8 protein-coding genes are annotated in these 17,239 nt (G+C 63.4%); 5 read left to right on the top strand and 3 right to left on the bottom strand.

Going from position 1 to position 17,239, the window contains the following annotated elements; translation table 11 throughout:
• Position 1: 1 nt before the first annotated feature.
• A complete protein-coding gene (locus QMK50_RS21200; RefSeq protein WP_095170960.1) occupies positions 2-2,191 on the top strand; it encodes a patatin-like phospholipase family protein in 2,190 nt (729 codons plus the stop codon).
• Between the two features lie 22 nt (positions 2,192-2,213).
• Here QMK50_RS21200 and QMK50_RS21195 read toward each other — a convergent pair whose 3' ends face one another.
• Positions 2,214-2,648 carry a MarR family transcriptional regulator gene (locus QMK50_RS21195; protein WP_320333886.1) on the bottom strand — a complete coding sequence of 145 codons (435 nt, stop codon included), beginning with the start codon at positions 2,646-2,648 and terminating at the stop codon, positions 2,214-2,216.
• A gap of 118 nt (positions 2,649-2,766) precedes the next feature.
• Positions 2,767-4,893, bottom strand: a complete 2,127-nt coding sequence (recQ, locus tag QMK50_RS21190; protein WP_320333885.1) for a DNA helicase RecQ — start codon at positions 4,891-4,893, stop codon at positions 2,767-2,769.
• Between the two features lie 301 nt (positions 4,894-5,194).
• Here recQ and QMK50_RS21185 point away from each other — a divergent pair, with 301 nt between their 5' ends.
• The 4 genes from QMK50_RS21185 to lapD are packed head-to-tail and all read left to right on the top strand — an operon-like array spanning position 5,195 to position 8,921.
• Positions 5,195-5,782, top strand: a complete 588-nt coding sequence (locus QMK50_RS21185) for a YecA family protein (RefSeq protein WP_095170955.1) — start codon at positions 5,195-5,197, stop codon at positions 5,780-5,782.
• Positions 5,783-5,822: 40 nt separating this feature from the next.
• Positions 5,823-6,188 (top strand): YbaN family protein, encoded by a 366-nt coding sequence (locus QMK50_RS21180; RefSeq protein WP_162530221.1) that lies wholly within the window; start codon positions 5,823-5,825, stop codon positions 6,186-6,188.
• A 58-nt stretch (positions 6,189-6,246) separates the two neighbouring features.
• On the top strand, positions 6,247-6,954 hold the full coding sequence (lapG, locus tag QMK50_RS21175) for a cysteine protease LapG (protein ID WP_320333884.1): 708 nt from the start codon (positions 6,247-6,249) through the stop codon (positions 6,952-6,954).
• A 26-nt stretch (positions 6,955-6,980) separates the two neighbouring features.
• Positions 6,981-8,921: a cyclic di-GMP receptor LapD gene (gene lapD, locus QMK50_RS21170; protein WP_320333883.1), complete on the top strand. Its 1,941-nt coding sequence runs from the start codon at positions 6,981-6,983 to the stop codon at positions 8,919-8,921.
• Positions 8,922-8,969: 48 nt separating this feature from the next.
• Here the strand turns inward: lapD and QMK50_RS21165 are convergent, their stop codons facing one another.
• Positions 8,970-16,808 (bottom strand): retention module-containing protein, encoded by a 7,839-nt coding sequence (locus QMK50_RS21165; RefSeq protein WP_320333882.1) that lies wholly within the window; start codon positions 16,806-16,808, stop codon positions 8,970-8,972.
• Positions 16,809-17,239: the final 431 nt, after the last annotated feature.

The following is a 17,239-nucleotide window of genomic DNA, read 5'->3' as shown; positions in this document are numbered from 1 at the left end:
GATGCGCCGCCTGCTGTCCTGCCTGCTTCTGTGTTTACTGCCCTTGTGCGTCGTGGCGGCTGAAAACCCACGACCGAAAATCGGCCTGGTCCTGTCCGGCGGCGCTGCCCGCGGGCTGGCCCACATTGGGGTGCTCAAGGCGCTGGAAGAACAAGGTATCCATATCGATGCCATCGCCGGCACCAGCATGGGCGCGGTGATCGGTGGGCTGTATGCCTCAGGGTACAAGGTCGATGAGCTGGAAAAGCTGGCGCTGGGGATTGACTGGCAACAGGCGCTGTCGGACGCCCCGCCGCGGGCCGACGTGCCGTTTCGACGCAAACAGGACGACCGTGATTTCCTGGTCAAACAGAAACTGAGTTTTCGCGACGACGGCAGCCTCGGCCTGCCTCTGGGCGTGATCCAGGGGCAGAACCTGGCACTGCTGCTGGAAAGCCTGCTGGCCCACGCCAGTGATACCCGTGACTTCGACAAGCTGCCGATTCCGTTCCGCGCCGTGGCCACCGACATTGCCAGTGGTGAAAAGGTGGTGTTCCGCAAGGGCCACCTGCCCCAGGTGATCCGCGCGAGCATGTCGATCCCGGCGGTGTTCGCCCCGGTCGAGCTCGACGGCCGGCTGCTGGTGGACGGCGGCATGACCGACAATATCCCGCTGGACGTGGCCCGCGAGATGGGCGTCGATATCGCCATCGTGGTCGACATCGGCACCCCGCTGCGCAGCCGTAAACAACTGACAACCGTGGTCGATGTGCTGAACCAGTCGATCACCCTGATGACCCGCAGCAACTCCGAAGAACAACTGGCGACCCTGCACCCCGATGATGTGCTGGTCCAGCCGGCCCTGGCCAGCTTCGGCGTGACCGACTTCGGCAAGGCCCAGGAAATGATCGACGCCGGTTACCGCGCCACGCGCATCCTCGATGCCCGCCTGGCCCGCCTGCGCCCCACTGACACGGTGGATGCCGAACTGACGGCCGCCCGCGCACCCGGTCAGCGCACCCCGATCATCACCGCGATCAAGGTCGAGAACGATTCGAAAGTCGGCGATGACGTGATCCGCTACTACATCCGCCAGCACATCGGCGAACCACTGGACATGGGCCGGCTGCAGACCGACATGGGCACCCTGTATGGCCTGGATTACTTCGAGCAGGTGCAGTACCGGGTGGTCCACAAGGGCGCGGACAACACCCTGGTGATCCGTGCGCGCGGCAAGCGCACCGGCACCGACTACCTGCGCCTGGGGCTGAACCTGTCCGACGACATGGAAGGCGACAGCGCCTTCAACATCGGCGCCAGTTACCGCATGAACGGCATCAACCGCCTCGGCGCCGAGTGGCTGACCCGGGTGCAGATCGGCGACCAGCAGGAGCTGTACAGTGAGTTCTACCAACCCCTGGACGTGGGCTCGCGCTACTTCATTGCGCCTTATGCGGCGATCGAGTCGCAGAACGTCGACGCCATCCTCGACAACGACCCGGTGGCCGAGTATCGCCTGGAGCGCTACGGCTTTGGCCTGAACGTGGGGCGGCAGATCGGCAACAGTGGCGAGATCCGCCTGGGGGTTGGCGAGGCCTGGGGCAAGGCGGACGTGCGTATCGGCGACCAGGACCTGCCCAGCGAAAGCTTCAATGAAGGGTTCTATGAGCTCAAGTACTCGTTCGACTCGCTGGATAATGTCTACTTCCCCCACGCGGGTGAAGACATCGGCCTGTCATTCCGTGAGTTCGAGCCGGAACTGGGCTCGGACCAGCGCTATCGCCAGTGGGAGTTCAAACTGGACAAGGCCTTGAGCTTCGGCCCGGACACCTACATCCTCGGCGGTCGCTACGGACGCACCCTGGACCAGGCCAATGTGGTGACTTCCAGCTTCCTGCTGGGCGGTGCGCGGCAACTCTCGGGCTTTCGCGAGGACTCGATCTCCGGCCAGAACGTCAGCCTGGCCCGGGCGGTCTATTACCGGCGCCTGACCCCGCGCGCCTACCTGCCACTGGACTTCCCGCTGTACGCCGGCGGCTCGCTGGAACGCGGCCGGGCGTGGAACAACGACAACGAGTTCGACAGCGGCTACATCAACGCCGTCAGCATATTCCTGGGGTTTGATACGCCACTGGGGCCGCTGAACTTCAGCTACGGGTTCAACGACGATGACGAACAGGCGATCTACATGAACCTGGGGCAGACCTTCTAATCAGGTGCGGGTGCCCCGGGCCTCAGGGTTTTTCCAGGTTTGCCAGGATGCGCCCGTGGACACGCATGCACAAAGCCAGATCGGCTTCGTCCACACCCTCGAACAGTTCCTGGCGCAGTGCGTTGGCGATGGTTTCGATTTGTTCGATCAACGGGCGGGCGGTGTCACACAGGACAATTTTTTTCGCCCGGCGGTCTTCCACCACTGCCTGGCGCTGCACCAGCCCCTGGCTTTCCAGGCTGTCGAGCAGTCGGGCCAGGGTGGGACCTTCAACACCCACGCTTTGTGCCAATTCCCGCTGGGTCGGCGCGTCTTCGAAACGAGCCAGGTGCAGCAGCACCAACCAGCGCGCCTGGGACAGACCGAGCCCGGCAAGGCGGCGATCCAGTTCGGCGCGCCAGCCACGAGACATTTGCGCCAACTGCATGCCAAAACGGTGTTGTTCGGTTAACGACATAAAGAACTCATGATTAGACTGAAATAGGGTGAAACTAATTATTAGTCAGCTAAGCATGACCCTTGATACGAAGCAAGGGTGACTCTGTACTGAATCGTTACATCTTGCGAAGTGCTGCTCAGATCTCGAATTCCGACTGCAAGGCCGCCCGGACGCAGTACAGGACACCCTCAGGCACCCGACCGACAAACAACGGTGCGATCTCTGCCACCGGCGGCAATTCGCCCTCGCCGTCGAGGAACGCGTCCTGGATTTCGCCCAACAGGTCTTCGGGCAGATCCAGTGCCTGCTCCAGGGACAGCTGCTGTTTGCCAATGGCTTCCGCCAGCAGGGTATAGACGTTTTTTTCCGAACATTGCAGTTGGCCGGCAATCTGCAGCGGGGTCATGCCCGCGCGTGCCAGGGTGATCAGTTCGTGGCGCAGGTCGGCCACCACTTTCGGCGCCTCCGCCTGGCCGCCGAGCACTTCGAGGAACGCCTCGCCATAACGCTCTAGCTTGCGGGCACCGACCCCGCTGACCCGGGCCATTTCCGCCAGGGTGCCGGGCTGGCTGCGAAGCATTTCCAGCAGGGTCGAGTCCGGGAAGATGACATAGGGCGGCACGCCATGCTCTTCGGCGAGTTTGCGCCGCAGGGCGCGCAAGGCTGCCCACTGTTCGCGCTCTTCGCCGCGTACCAGTTGGCTGGCATGGCTGGAGCTGCTCTTGGCGGTGGTTTGCGGTTTCAGGTCGCGGCGCAGCTCCAGGGTCACTTCGCCCTTGAGCAGCGGTCGGCAACTGTCGCTCAGGCGCAGGCCGCCGTAGCCTTCGAGGTCGATGTCGGCCAGGCCACGGGCCACCAGCTGGCGGAACAACGAGCGCCACTCGCCTTCCGCCCGCCCCTTGCCGACGCCAAACACCGACAGGTGTTGATGCCCGGCGCCGCGGACCTTCTCGTTGTCCTTGCCCAGCAGCACCTCCACCAGATGGCCGACGCCATAACGCTGGCCAGTCCGGTAGATGGCCGACAGCGCCTGGCGCGCCGGTTCGGTGGCGTCCCAGGTTTGCACGCCGTCGACGCAGTTGTCGCAGTGACCGCAGGGTTGCGGCATGTCTTCGTCGAAGTAGGCCAACAGGGTCTGCCGGCGGCAGCGGGTCTCTTCACACAGCGAGAGCATGGCATCGAGCTTGTGCTGTTCCAGGCGCTTGTGACGCTCGTCGCCCTCGGAGTTCTGCAGCATTTGCTTGAGCATCACCACGTCCTGCAGGCCGTAGGCCATCCAGGCATCTGCCGGCAGGCCATCACGGCCGCCACGACCGGTTTCCTGGTAGTACGCTTCAAGGGACTTGGGCAAGTCCAGGTGCGCGACGAACCGCACGTTGGGCTTGTCGATACCCATGCCGAACGCCACGGTCGCGACCATGATCAGGCCTTCCTCGTTGAGGAAGCGCTTCTGGTTATGGGCTCGGGTTTCGTTGGGCAGGCCGGCGTGATACGGCAGCGCCGGGAAGCCCTGCTCACTGAGGAACACCGCCACTTCGTCGACTTTCTTGCGCGACAGGCAGTAGACGATGCCGGCATCGCTGCGGCGTTCAGCGAGGAACGCCAGCAACTGCTTGCGTGGCTGCTCCTTGGGGACGATACGGTAGAAGATGTTCGGTCGGTCGAAGCTCGACAGGAATCGTTCGGCGTCCTGTAAATGCAGACGGTCGACGATTTCTTCGCGGGTGCGCTTGTCGGCGGTGGCCGTCAGGGCGATACGCGGGACGTTGGGGAACAGCTCGGCCAACTGGCCCAGCTGCAAGTACTCGCGGCGGAAGTCGTGGCCCCATTGCGACACACAGTGGGCTTCGTCGATGGCGAACAGGGCGATTTCCAGGCTCTGCAGGAAGGCCAGCATCCGCGGCTGGACCAGGCGCTCTGGCGCCAGGTACAGCATCTTCACTTCGCCACGCTTGATCCGCGTCGCCAGGTCACGCTGCTGCTCGGCGCTCAAGGTGGAGTTGAGTGACGCCGCGGCCACACCCAGCTCTTCCAGGGTGGCGACTTGATCGTCCATCAGGGCGATCAACGGCGAAACCACCACTGCCAACCCTTCGCGCAACAGGGCCGGGACCTGGAAACACAAGGACTTGCCGCCACCGGTAGGCATCAGGACCAGGGCGTCGCCACCGCTGGCCACGCGCTCAATAATGGCACCCTGGCGGCCACGGAAACTGTCGTAGCCGAAGATGTCCTTGAGGACGCGTTGAGCCTGTTCGAGCATGGAAAACTCCGATGGGTGCTGAATATCCCTGGATGCAGGCTGGATCAAAACACCGAGTAGTTCACGGACAGATCCGTTAGCGGATTTGTCCGCAGTGCGCGGGCATCTGCAGGGCATGCAAAACGCGCGAGTATACCCGAGCCCTGCCCGGCAATGGACACCACTGACGAATAGCCGCCTTTGATCGCCCCATATCCTTATCCAGCAGCTGCCGATTGTGGGCAAATCCGCCGCGCGGCTGGCCTGAGCGCTCAAGAACGCCTAGAATTGTTCATCGTATATTCCCAAGGTAGCCCCCCTAATGTCCTTCGCTGAGCAACTAACCCGCCTGCAAGCCTTCCTCGACGCCGACGAGCTGCATGACGAGGCGCTGGACTACGTGGCCGCCCACGGCTATCTGACCGCCCTGTCGATCTGTTCGGAAACCGTGCCGGACCGCGAATGGATCGACGCCCTGTTCGCCGAAGAACCGCACTACAGCAGCGACGCCCAGCGCGAAGAAATCGAAGCGACCTTGCTGGCCCTCAAGGCCCACATCGCTCGCCAGCTGGCGGCCGATGAAGAATTCGAGCTGCCGTGCGACCTCGACCTCGGCGAAGAGCCGGACGACTCCGACCTGCGTGGCTGGTGCATCGGCTTCATGGAAGGGGTGTTCCTGCGCGAAGAGGCCTGGTTCGAAACCGCCGAAGACGAAGTCAGCGAAATGCTCCTGCCGATCATGGTCGGTTCGGGTCTGTTCGACGAGCAGCCGGAGTTCTCCGACATCGCCGCCGACGCCAACCTGATGGACGACATGATCGTCCAGATCCCGGAAGCCCTGACCGCGCTGTACCTGCTGTGCAACGCCCCTGACGAAAAACCGGCGATCCTCAAGCCTCGTCACCACTGAGTCCCTGCCTGTGGCTGATCCCATAGGCAACCGCTCCCTGATGCTGCGCTACGTGCTCCTGGCCATCGGCTGGTTGAGCGTAGCGTTGGGAGTGATCGGCATCTTCCTGCCTGTCCTGCCCACCACCCCGTTCCTGCTGCTGGCGGCCGCCTGTTTTGCCCGCAGTTCGCCGCGTTTCTACCAGTGGCTGGTGCAGCACCCGCGCCTCGGCCCCTGGATCCGCGACTACCTGGACGGCAATGGTATTCCCCTCAAGGGCAAGGTCTACGCCATTGGCCTGATGTGGTTGAGCATCGGCCTGTCGTGCTACCTGGTGCCCCTGCCGTGGGCTCGCGGCTTCATGCTGACCAGCGCGGTGCTGGTGACGGTGTACATCCTGCGCCAGAAAACCCTGCCCAGGACCTGAGCCCGCCCCGCGGAAAATATCGCCTAGACTTCACCCATCTGCATTTGAGCAGCCAGACATGTCCCGCAGTCGGCGTCGCCCAGGATGGTCAACGCTCCGACTTTGGCTCGGCGGATGGCTGCTGTTGAGCGTTTTTTGGCTGACAGGGCCAGGCAATGTCCGGGCGAACTGGAATTTCACCCAGATCCTGCAAACGGCCGAGCAACGCTACGGCCCTCTGGGCAGCGCCCAGGGACGGATCGAGGCATGGAACCAGATGCTGCAAGGCGAAACCCGACAACCCGAACGCGAGCAGCTGACCGCCGTCAATCGCTTCTTCAACCAGCAATTGAGCTTTCGCGACGACACTCGCATCTGGCGCCAGACTGATTATTGGGCAACCCCCATCGAATCCCTGGTCAAGGGTGCCGGCGACTGCGAAGACTACGCTTTGGCCAAATATTTCAGCCTGCGCAACCTCGGCGTGCCCAGTGAAAAACTGCGCATTACCTACGTCAAGGCCCTGACCCGCAATCAGGCGCACATGGTGCTGACCTACTACGCCACCCCCAGCGCCGACCCGCTGGTGCTCGACAACCTGATCAGCGACATCCGTCCCGCCTCGAACCGCAAGGACCTGCTGCCGGTGTACGCCTTCAATGCCGAAGGCCTGTACATGCCGGGGGCGGACGGCGGCAAACGCAAAGGCGACGCCAAGCGCCTGTCACGCTGGCAGGATGTGCTGCAGAAGATGCAGGCCGAAGGTTTTGCCGTGGGCGACGGCTAACATCGCCGATCAACAAGGAGCGTCCTATGTCGCTACTCAAACAGTTGTTCCTGGCCATCTGCCTGTTCTTGCTGGTGGCCTTCAGCGGCAGTTTTTTTGTCAGCCTGGAGAGCTCGCGCGAGCAGATGCTCGGTCAATTGCGCTCCCACGCCCAGGACGCCGCCACGGCGCTCGGCCTGTCGCTGACCAGCCAGGTGGACGACCCGGCGATGATCGAGTTGATGGTCAGCTCGATTTTTGACAGCGGCTACTTCGCCAGTATCCGGGTGGTCAACATCGAGGACGAGCAACTGCTAGTCGAGCGCACCAGCGCGGCCACAACCCAAGGAGTGCCCCACTGGTTCGTCAGGCTGGTCGACCTGCGCCCCCAGGGCGGTGACGCGCTGATCATGCGCGGCTGGGAACAGGTAGCCCGGGTCGAAGTGCAGAGCAACCCGCAGTTTGCCTTGGCCAAACTCTGGGACAGCAGCCTCGGCAGCCTGCTCTGGTTGCTCCTGTGTGGCTTGCTCAGCGCGGTGTTCGGCGGCTGGCTGCTGCGCCGCCAATTGCGCCCGCTCGACACCCTGGTGACCCAGGCACAGGCCATCAGTAACCGGGAGTTCCTCAGTACTGCCAGACTGCCCAGGACCCCGGAGCTCAAGCGCGTCATGCTGGCGATGAACCAGATGGTCGAGAAACTCAAGGGCCTGTTTGCCGAAGAAGCGGCGCGCAGTGAAAAACTGCGCGCCGAGTCCTACCAGGACAACCTCACCGGGCTGGCCAACCGACGCTTGCTCGACGAGCAACTGGCCGAGCGCCTGCTGGTCACCGAGCAAAGCAGCGCCGGTCACCTGCTTATGTTCCGGATCAATGACCTGGCCGGTCTCAACCAACGCCTGGGCGGGCAGCACACCGATGCGCTGATCACCACCATCGGCCAACTGCTCAAACGCCTGACCCAGTCACCCGAACGGCGGGCCTGGTTGGCCGCGCGCAACCGTGGCGGCGAGTTCAGCCTGCTGACCCCGGGGCTGGACAGCCAGGAGGCGACACGCCTGGCCGGGGAAATCAGTGCCACCCTGGAAAACCTGCGCCTCACGGGTGCCAGCGATTGCATGCCCGTCGCGCACCTGGGCGTGGTGCCCTTTGTCCCCGGCGAGCGCACCAACAGCGTGCTGATGCGCCTTGATCAGGCGCTGACCCAGGCGCAACTGCAACCGGAGCGGCCGTGGGTGTACCTGGCACAGTCCAGCGCCCCGCAGCACCAGACCCAGCACGACTGGCGCAGCTGGATCGACGACGCCCTGAGCCACGGCAAGCTGCAACTGTACTTTCAACCGGTGGTGCAATGCGCCGACACCCGCCAGGTGTTGCATCACAAAGTCCTCGCACGCCTGCTCGACCCGCAAGGCGAAGCCATTGCCGCCGGGCACTTCCTGCCCTGGATCGAACGCCTGGGCTGGGCCGCACGCTTTGACCTGGCGATGCTCGAACACACCCTCGAACACCTCGCCGAACATCGCCAACCGCTGGCCCTGAGTCTGTCCGGCAGCACCCTGCGCGACCCCGCACAGTTGCGCATCATCCAGGACACCCTCAATGCCCTGCCGGACCTGGCGCCGTTGCTGACCCTGGAAATCGACGAACACCAACTGCCACCGCCCGACGCCCTGCGCCAGTTGTGCCTGAGCCTGCGCGACACGGGTTATCGCATCGGCCTGCAGCACTTCGGCGGCAGCTTCAGCCAGATCGGCAACCTGACTCAACTGGGCCTGGCTTACTTGAAGATCGACGGCAGCTACATCCGCGCCATCGATGAGCAAAGCGACAAGCGCCTGTTCATCGAAGCCATCTACCGCGCCACCCACAGCATCGACCTGCCGCTGATTGCCGAACGGGTCGAGACCCAAGGCGAACTGCAAGCGCTCAAGGAACTAGGGCTGTTTGGCGCGATGGGCCGATTGATCGGGCACCCGCAACCGTTGTGAGGGGGATCGAGAGCCCAGGAGTGCTCACTCCTGGACCCTCGCTTGCGCTCAGACCGTATCGACCTTCAACGAATGGTCGTTGAGCATGCCGTTGATGATGGTCGCCGTATCATGCCCACTGGCGATCACCCCGCCGGCCCCCGGCGTGACGCCATAATGCTCGGCCAGGTTGACGCCCGCCAGGTCGATGGTCTGGGTCGAAGGCGCACCGATCGTGGCCTTGACGTCGATGCTGGTGAGCAGTGACGCACCGCTGCCGGTGACGCTGAAGTGCAGGTAATCATCCAGCGAGGACGCGCTGGCGGCTTCACCTTGCAGCAGTTGCGACAGGTCGAGCTTGTCGGTGCCCAGGGTGAAGTCGGTGACCACGTCGTGCCCGCTGTTGCCGTGTAACCACTGGAAGGTATCGGCCCCTCCGCCGCCAGTCAGGGTGTTGTTGCCCAGGCCGCCGGTCAGGGTATTGGCGTTGCTGTTACCGATCAGGGTGTCGTCGAACGTCGAACCGATCAGGTTCTCGATCCCCGTCAGGGTATCCAGGCCCGCCCCGCCCGTGTTCTGCGCCCCGAGCAAGCCGAGGTTGACCACCGCCCCGGCGCTGGCATGGGCGTAGCTGGCGGTGTCGATGCCATCACCGCCGTCCAGCAGGTCGCTGCCCAGGCCACTGAACAACAGGTCGTTGCCGGCCCCGCCATGCAACTGGTTATTGCCGTTGCCGGCGGTGAGCACATCATTGCCGTCGCCGGCATTCAGCAAGTTGTCGCCGCCACCGGCCAGCAGCACGTCGTCGCCGGCGGTGCCGGTCAGGGTATGCCCTGCCTGGTAGGAGATGCCGACGGAGGCCGAGTCGCTACCGCCGTGGTTGTCGCTGGCGGTATAGCTACCGACAAAGTCCGGCGAACTTTCATGGGCGCCGGCGTAGTTGACCGTCAGGTCCAACTGATAGTTTTCCGCGGCATTGACGTGGCTGCCGCTGCTATTGCTGAGGTTGCTCACGTGGATGCGGTAGGTGCCGTCCTCGGCGGCACTGAGGGTGCTGTGATTGTCGATGCCGAGGAACCCGCCACCATTGAGCGAGTACTCCAGACTGATGTGCCCCGCCGCCAGGTTGTGGTCCAGGTTGAGGGTCTCGCCCTTTTTCAGGGTGACGGTGATGAAGTCCTCATCGTTGGCATTGCCGTTGCTGACCTGGCCCAGGTAACCACTGATCACCAGCAGTGCGGTCATCGCGGCGGTGTCCGCCGCGAAGGCACTGCGCACATCCGCCAGGTTCCGGTTGCCGAAGTTGTTCTGGTGGCCAGCGAAGTTGATCGCGCCGCTGCCGGTAAAGTCCTCGCCCTTGGCAATCCAGCCCGTATTGAACGTGGTGGGCGTGGCGCTCAGGCGGTCGCCATTGGCGTCCGTGTCATTGGCCAGCAAGCCTTCAACCGGTACCGCAAGGTGTTTCGACAGGACGTTGGTGATCACCTGGTCATCAACCGCCACCGGCGCCGCGTTCGGCAGGATGTTGATGGTCAGGGTGCGGCTGGCCAGGTCGCCTTCGTAGTCACTGGCGGTGAAGGCAATCTGCTCGGTGAGCACCACTGAGGTGGTGGTCTGCGAGGTGTAGGTGAACTCGCCCGTGTCGAGGTTGATCACCAGGGTGCCGCCCTTGGTGGTGGCAATGCTCAGGCTGTTGTCCAGGGTGTTGAAGGTGCCGCGATTGAAGCCTTCGAGCACCGTCAGCGCGCCCTTGTGGTTGTCGCCGGTGGGATCGAAGCTGTAGGTGGTGCCCTCGATGATGATGGTCTTGATAAAGCCGCCATCGGCGCCAAAACTACCGCCCTCGCCCATCAGCAAGCCGCTGATCGGCGCACCACCCACGGTGCCGGACAGCACCGCGTTGAGCTGGTTGAGGTCAGTGACTACTTGCGCATTGGTGTTGACATGGTTGCTGCCGTCATAGGCCAGCGGGTTGAGGTTGCCACTGCTGACACCGTCGCCCAGGCCGATCGCATAGTTCTTGATCCCGTTGGCCTCGAGAAAAGCCTTCCAGGCGGCCTCGTCCGACGGGCCGGTTTCCCAGCCATCGTTGGGTTTACCGTCGGAGAAGAAGTAGCCGACGTTTTGTGCCCCGGCCAGTTTGCCTTCGGTGATGAACGCCAGCTTGGCCGCAGCCAGGGCGTCGTCGTAGTTGGTCCCGCCGTCGGCATGCAGGGTGGAAATGATCCATTTGGCGGTGGCCACGTCGACCCAGATCGAAGTCTGCTCGGTGGCGCTGCTGCTGAAGGTGACGATCTGCACTTTCACGTCACCCATGGCATCGTACTTGTCGAGCAAGGCGCTGATGGCCTGCTTGGCCAGGTCCATGCGCGACAGCCCCGAGACACCGGAGTGGTCGGCCATGCTGCCAGACACATCGATCACCAGCAGCAGGTTGGAGTCGATCCCCACCGCCGTAACCGAACGCTCGGAGTGCTGGGCCCGGGGCACGTCATCGACGATGTTGACCACCACGCTGCTGGTGGCGGTATTGCCCAGGGCATCGGTGACCTTGTAGGTGAAGCTTTCGGTGAGGTTGTTCGGCCCGTCGTTGCCCCCGGCGGTTTTCGGAGCCGAAGTCAGGGTGTAGGTGTAGGTGCCATCGGGGTTGAGCAGGATTTGCCCATAGGTGCCGGTGGCGCTGCCCACCAGGGTGTAGGTGAGTGTCCCGCTGCCTCCGCTGACCGAGCCGACCAACGAACCGTGGGCGGTTTCGCCAGTGGACGTCGGGTCGCTGCCGATGACCAGGCCGGGGGCCAGGTCCTGGCCGTCCTGGCTGAGGTCCAGGGCTTTTTCGTAGACCGTCAGGCAGGCGTCGACGCAAGCGATCAACCCACTGTCGGTGACATTGATGGTGATCGTGGTGGTGCTTTCGTCGCCATCGCCATCGCGGATGGTGTAAGTGAACACGTCCGTTGCCCCGGGCGGGCAGACCCCGTTCGCGGTGCTGTGGTAGACCGCATTGCCGGCGGCATCCAGCGTCAAGTAGCCATAGGCACCCTGGATCTGATCGCCCAGGCCACCGAGAGCCGAGGTCGCCGTATTGCCACCCGCCCGCACACCGATCACCGCACCGCCCGTGGCAGCTCCGTCGGCGCCATTGACGTCGTTGCCGAGCACCGAAATGTTCACTGTCGCGCCCTCGCCCACCGTGGCGCTATCGGGGCTGGCGGTTGGCAGGTCATCGACGATGTTGACGTCCAGCGTATCGCTGGCGGTGGTGCCATTGCTGTCGGTCACGGTCACCGTGAAGTGTTCGCTGAGGCTGTTGGCACCGTTGGCTGTCGGGTGGTCCTCATTGTCGTTGAGGGTATAGCTGTAGCTCACCACCCCACTCGCCGCGTCATAGCCGGTGATGGTCAAGGTGTTGCCCAACAGGCTGGTGAAGGTTTGCGGGAAGTCGGCGGTGACGCCGGCGGTCACCACGTTGATCCCGCCCACGGTGAGGGTCAGCACGCCGTCCAGCGCGGTGACGGTAAAGGTGCCACTTTGGGTCAGCGCCGGTGTTCCTGGGGTCGAGCCGTCGCTGAGGGCTTTTTCATAGACCGTGAGTTCTCCGCCGCACACGTTCAGGCCGTCGATCACGACCGGGTCGTCGTTGTTGTGCACAGTCAGGGTCAAGGTCGCAGTGCTAGTGTCGCCATCCGCGTCGGTGAGGGTGTAGGTGAAGGTTTCGTGGGCATCGGCCTTGAGCGCCAGGAATGCCGGGCTGGTCGGGTCGACGGTGTAGGTATAGGAACCGTCCGCCGCCAAGACAAATTGGCCATAGGCGCCAGCCAACGTGCCAGCCGTCACCGGACCAGCGATCACTCGGTCGGCGCCTTGCACGTCGTTGTCCAGCACATTGCCGGTGAGGACCGTGTGCAGTTCCGTGGCGGTCACGGCGTTGCCGTCATCCTGGGCCTGCGGCACGTCGTCGACGATGTTGACGTCCAATGAGTCGCTGGCGGTGGTGCCATTGCTGTCGGTGACCGTGACGGTGAACGACTCGCTGAGGCTGTTGGTGCCGTTGGCGGTGGGATGAGCTTCGTTGTCGTTGAGGGTGTAGCTGTAGCTCACCACCCCGCTCGCCGCGTCATAGCCGGTGATGGTCAGGGTGTTGCCCAGCGCAGTGGTGAAGGTTTGTGGGAAGCCGACGGTGACGCCCGCGGTCACCACATTGATCCCGCCCACGGTGAGGGTCTGCACGCCGTCTAGCGCGGTGATGGTGAAGGTGCCGCTTTGGGTCAGTGCCGGTGTTCCTGGGGTCGAGCCGTCGCTGAGGGCTTTTTCATAGACCGTCAGCTCCCCGCCCAGGACCTTGAGGCCGTCGATCAATACTGGGTCGTCGTTGTTGTGCACAGTCAGGGTCAAGGTCGCAGTGCTAGTGTCGCCATCCGCGTCGGTGAGGGTGTAGGTGAAGGTCTCGTGGGCATCGGCCTTGAGCGCCAGGAATGCCTGGCTGGTCGGGTCGACGGTGTAGGTATAGGAACCGTCCGCCGCCAAGACCAATTGGCCATAGGCGCCTGCCAACGTGCCAGCCGTCACCGGACCAGTGATCACTCGGTCGGCGCCCTGCACATCGTTGTCCAGCACATTGCCGGAGAGGACCGTGTGCAGTTCCGTGGCGGTCACGGCGTTGCCGTCATCCTTGGCCTGCGGCACGTCGTCGACGATGTTGACGTCCAGCGAGTCGCTGGCAGTGGTGCCATTGCTGTCGGTGACCGTGACGGTGAACGACTCGCTGAGGCTGTTGGTGCCGTTGGCGGTGGGATGAGCTTCGTTGTCGTTGAGGGTATAGCTGTAGCTCACCACCCCGCTCGCCGCGTCATAGCCGGTGATGGTCAGGGTGTTGCCCAGCGCAGTGGTGAAGGTTTGTGGGAAGCCGACGGTGACGCCCGCGGTCACCACATTGATCCCGCCCACGGTGAGGGTCTGCACGCCGTCCAGCGCGGTGACGGTGAAAGTGCCGCTTTGGGTCAGTGCCGGTGTGCCTGGGGTCGAGCCGTCGCTGAGGGCTTTTTCATAGACCGTCAGCTCCCCGCCCAGGACCTTGAGGCCGTCGATCAATACCGGGTCGTCGTTGTTGTGCACGGTCAGGGTCAAGGTCGCGGTGCTGGTGTCGCCATCCGCGTCGGTCAGGGTGTAGGTGAAGGTTTCGTGGGCATCGGCCTTGAGCGCCAGGAATGCCGGGCTGGTCGGGTCGACGGTGTAGGTATAGGAACCGTCCGCCGCCAAGACCAATTGGCCATAGGCGCCTGCCAACGTGCCAGCCGTCACCGGACCAGTGATCACTCGGTCGGCGCCCTGCACATCGTTGTCCAGCACATTGCCGGAGAGGACCGTGTGCAGTTCAGTGGCGGTCACGGCGTTGCCGTCATCCTTGGCCTGCGGCACGTCGTCGACGATGTTGACGTCCAATGAGTCGCTGGCGGTGGTGCCATTGCTGTCGGTGACCGTGACGGTGAACGACTCGCTGAGGCTGTTGATGCCGTTGGCGGTGGGATGAGCTTCGTTGTCGTTGAGGGTATAGCTGTAGCTCACCACCCCGCTCGCCGCGTCATAGCCGGTGATGGTCAGGGTGTTGCCCAGCGCAGTGGTGAAGGTTTGTGGGAAGCCGACGGTGACGCCCGCGGTCACCACATTGATCCCGCCCACGGTGAGGGTCTGCACGCCGTCCAGCGCGGTGACGGTGAAAGTGCCGCTTTGGGTCAGTGCCGGTGTGCCTGGGGTCGAGCCGTCGCTGAGGGCTTTTTCATAGACCGTCAGCTCCCCGCCCAGGACCTTGAGGCCGTCGATCAATACCGGGTCGTCGTTGTTGTGCACGGTCAGGGTCAAGGTCGCGGTGCTGGTGTCGCCATCCGCGTCGGTCAGGGTGTAGGTGAAGGTTTCGTGGGCATCGGCCTTGAGCGCCAGGAATGCCGGGCTGGTCGGGTCGACGGTGTAGGTATAGGAACCGTCCGCCGCCAAGACCAATTGGCCATAGGCGCCTGCCAACGTGCCAGCCGTCACCGGACCAGTGATCACTCGGTCGGCGCCCTGCACATCGTTGTCCAGCACATTGCCGGAGAGGACCGTGTGCAGTTCAGTGGCGGTCACGGCGTTGCCGTCATCCTTGGCCTGCGGCACGTCGTCGACGATGTTGACGTCCAATGAGTCGCTGGCGGTGGTGCCATTGCTGTCGGTGACCGTGACGGTGAACGACTCGCTGAGGCTGTTGGTGCCGTTGGCGGTGGGATGAGCTTCGTTGTCGTTGAGGGTGTAGCTGTAGCTCACCACCCCGCTCGCCGCGTCATAGCCGGTGATGGTCAGGGTGTTGCCCAGCGCAGTGGTGAAGGTTTGTGGGAAGCCGGCGGTGACGCCCGCGGTCACCACATTGATCCCGCCCACGGTGAGGGTCTGCACGCCGTCCAGCGCGGTGACGGTGAAAGTGCCGCTTTGGGTCAGTGCCGGTGTGCCTGGGGTCGAGCCATCGCTGAGGGCTTTTTCATAGACCGTCAGCTCCCCGCCCAGGACATTGAGGCCGTCGATCAATACTGGGTCGTCGTTGTTGTGAACGTTGAGCACCAGGTTGGCGCTGCTGCTGTCGCCATCAGCGTCGGTCAGGGTGTAGTTGAAGGTCTCGGTGACGTCGCCCTTGAGCGCGAGAAAGGCCGGATCGCTGCTGTGCAGGGTGTAGCTGTAGCTGCCGTCGGCGGCCAGCACCAGGGTGCCGTAAGTGCCGGTGAAGGTCCCAGGGGTGATCGGCCCAGTCACGACCCGGTCGGCCCCTTGCACATCGTTGTCGAGTACGTTGCCGGTCAGGATCAAATGCGCTTCGGACGCGGCAACGCCATTGCCGTCGTCAAACGCGTGGGGCACATCGTCGGTGATATTGATGTCCAGGGTGTTGCTGGCCGTATCGCCATTGACGTCGCTGGCGACCACGGTGAAATGCTCACTGAGGTTGTTGCTGCCATCCCCGGCCGAGTGGGTTTCATTCCCCACCAGGGTGTAGCTGTAACTGACCACGCCGGTGGCCGGGTCATAACCGATGATCGTCAGGGTGTTGCCCAGGGCCGAGGTGATCGTCTGTGGGAAACCCACCGCCACGCCGCCACTGATGATGCTGACTCCACCGATGCTCAGGCTCTGCAAGCCATCCGGCGCGGAAATGCTGAAGGTCCCGTTCTGGGTCAAGGCCCCCGGGTTGCTGGCCGAGCCCTTGGCCAGGTTGGCTTCAAACAAGGTCAGCTCACCGCCCGCCACCGACAGGCCGGACAAGGTCACCGGCTGGTTCTCCGGCAACTGCGGGGTCACCGGTAATTCGGGGTTGATGGGCGTCACGGGAGTCAACGGGTTGATCGAAGGCCCAGTGCCCGTGTCGTCGCCACCGTCCTCAGGCGAACCCGCCACACGCTCCGGGACAAACTCGGGAATGCCGTTGAAACCGGCGGTCGGGAAACCGATGACCGGGTCGACTCGACCCGCCACTTCTTCAAGCAGGACAAACGAGTGACCGCCGCCGGCAGTTCCGGGCGCCCCTGTACTGCCCGGCCCGGCAGCAGTGGCTTCAGCGACCTGGGTCGGGTCGGCACCGGCAGCGATGGCTTGCTGCACTTGCTCGACATCGCTCAATTGCGCCTGGCTGGGCGTCAGCGCTTCGGCGGAGTCGACATGTGCCGGTTGATTGGCCAGCAGTTGCGGGCTCAGAAGCATGCTACTGCCGCGTCCCAGCGTCAGTTCCTGGCCGTTTTGCAGGTGCGCCGCGACGGCGCCCTCGGCACCTGTCACCAGTTGTTCACCGGCAAACAGCCGATCCCCTTCGACCAGGGCGCGTCGGGTTCCATCACCCGCTACAGCGAACACCTGACCTACGACCTTGCTGACGGTTGCGATGAGCGTTGCCATGAGCCTTCCTCCGCTGCCGACGTCCATCGGCATCTGGGTTGTGCAGAGAAAGCATGCAGGGCCTTGCCGGGTTGCGGGACGGACCTTCTGCCCGGCAGCACTCGCACTTCAAGGTGCAAGCCCTTGCCTGACGTTGATCTCGCCTCGCGTGCCTACGCAGGCGGGCTGATGATCGCGGGACAAAACTGAATGAAATCATTCACTCAGCGCCGCCTAGCCGTTCTACGAGGGTGGCTGACGATGGATCTTCGGCAACATGCCAATATTTTGTCGCCTAAAAACCGTTCAGCCTCCATCCCCTCCAGCGCTTCTCCACCCTATGTTGCAAAAGTGTTGGAACCTTTTCCAGCCTCGCCAAGCTCCCTAGAGCTCATAAATACAAGGCTTGTGCAGGGAACAATGTGCCGGTTTTTTCGAGGCGCATAAGTTTT

Origin of the sequence: Pseudomonas sp. P5_152 (genome assembly GCF_033989915.1) — a bacterium.
Taxonomy (GTDB): Bacteria; Pseudomonadota; Gammaproteobacteria; order Pseudomonadales; family Pseudomonadaceae; genus Aquipseudomonas.
Note: the sequence above shows the minus strand (reverse complement) of the source record. Positions and strands in the feature narration are given on the sequence as shown.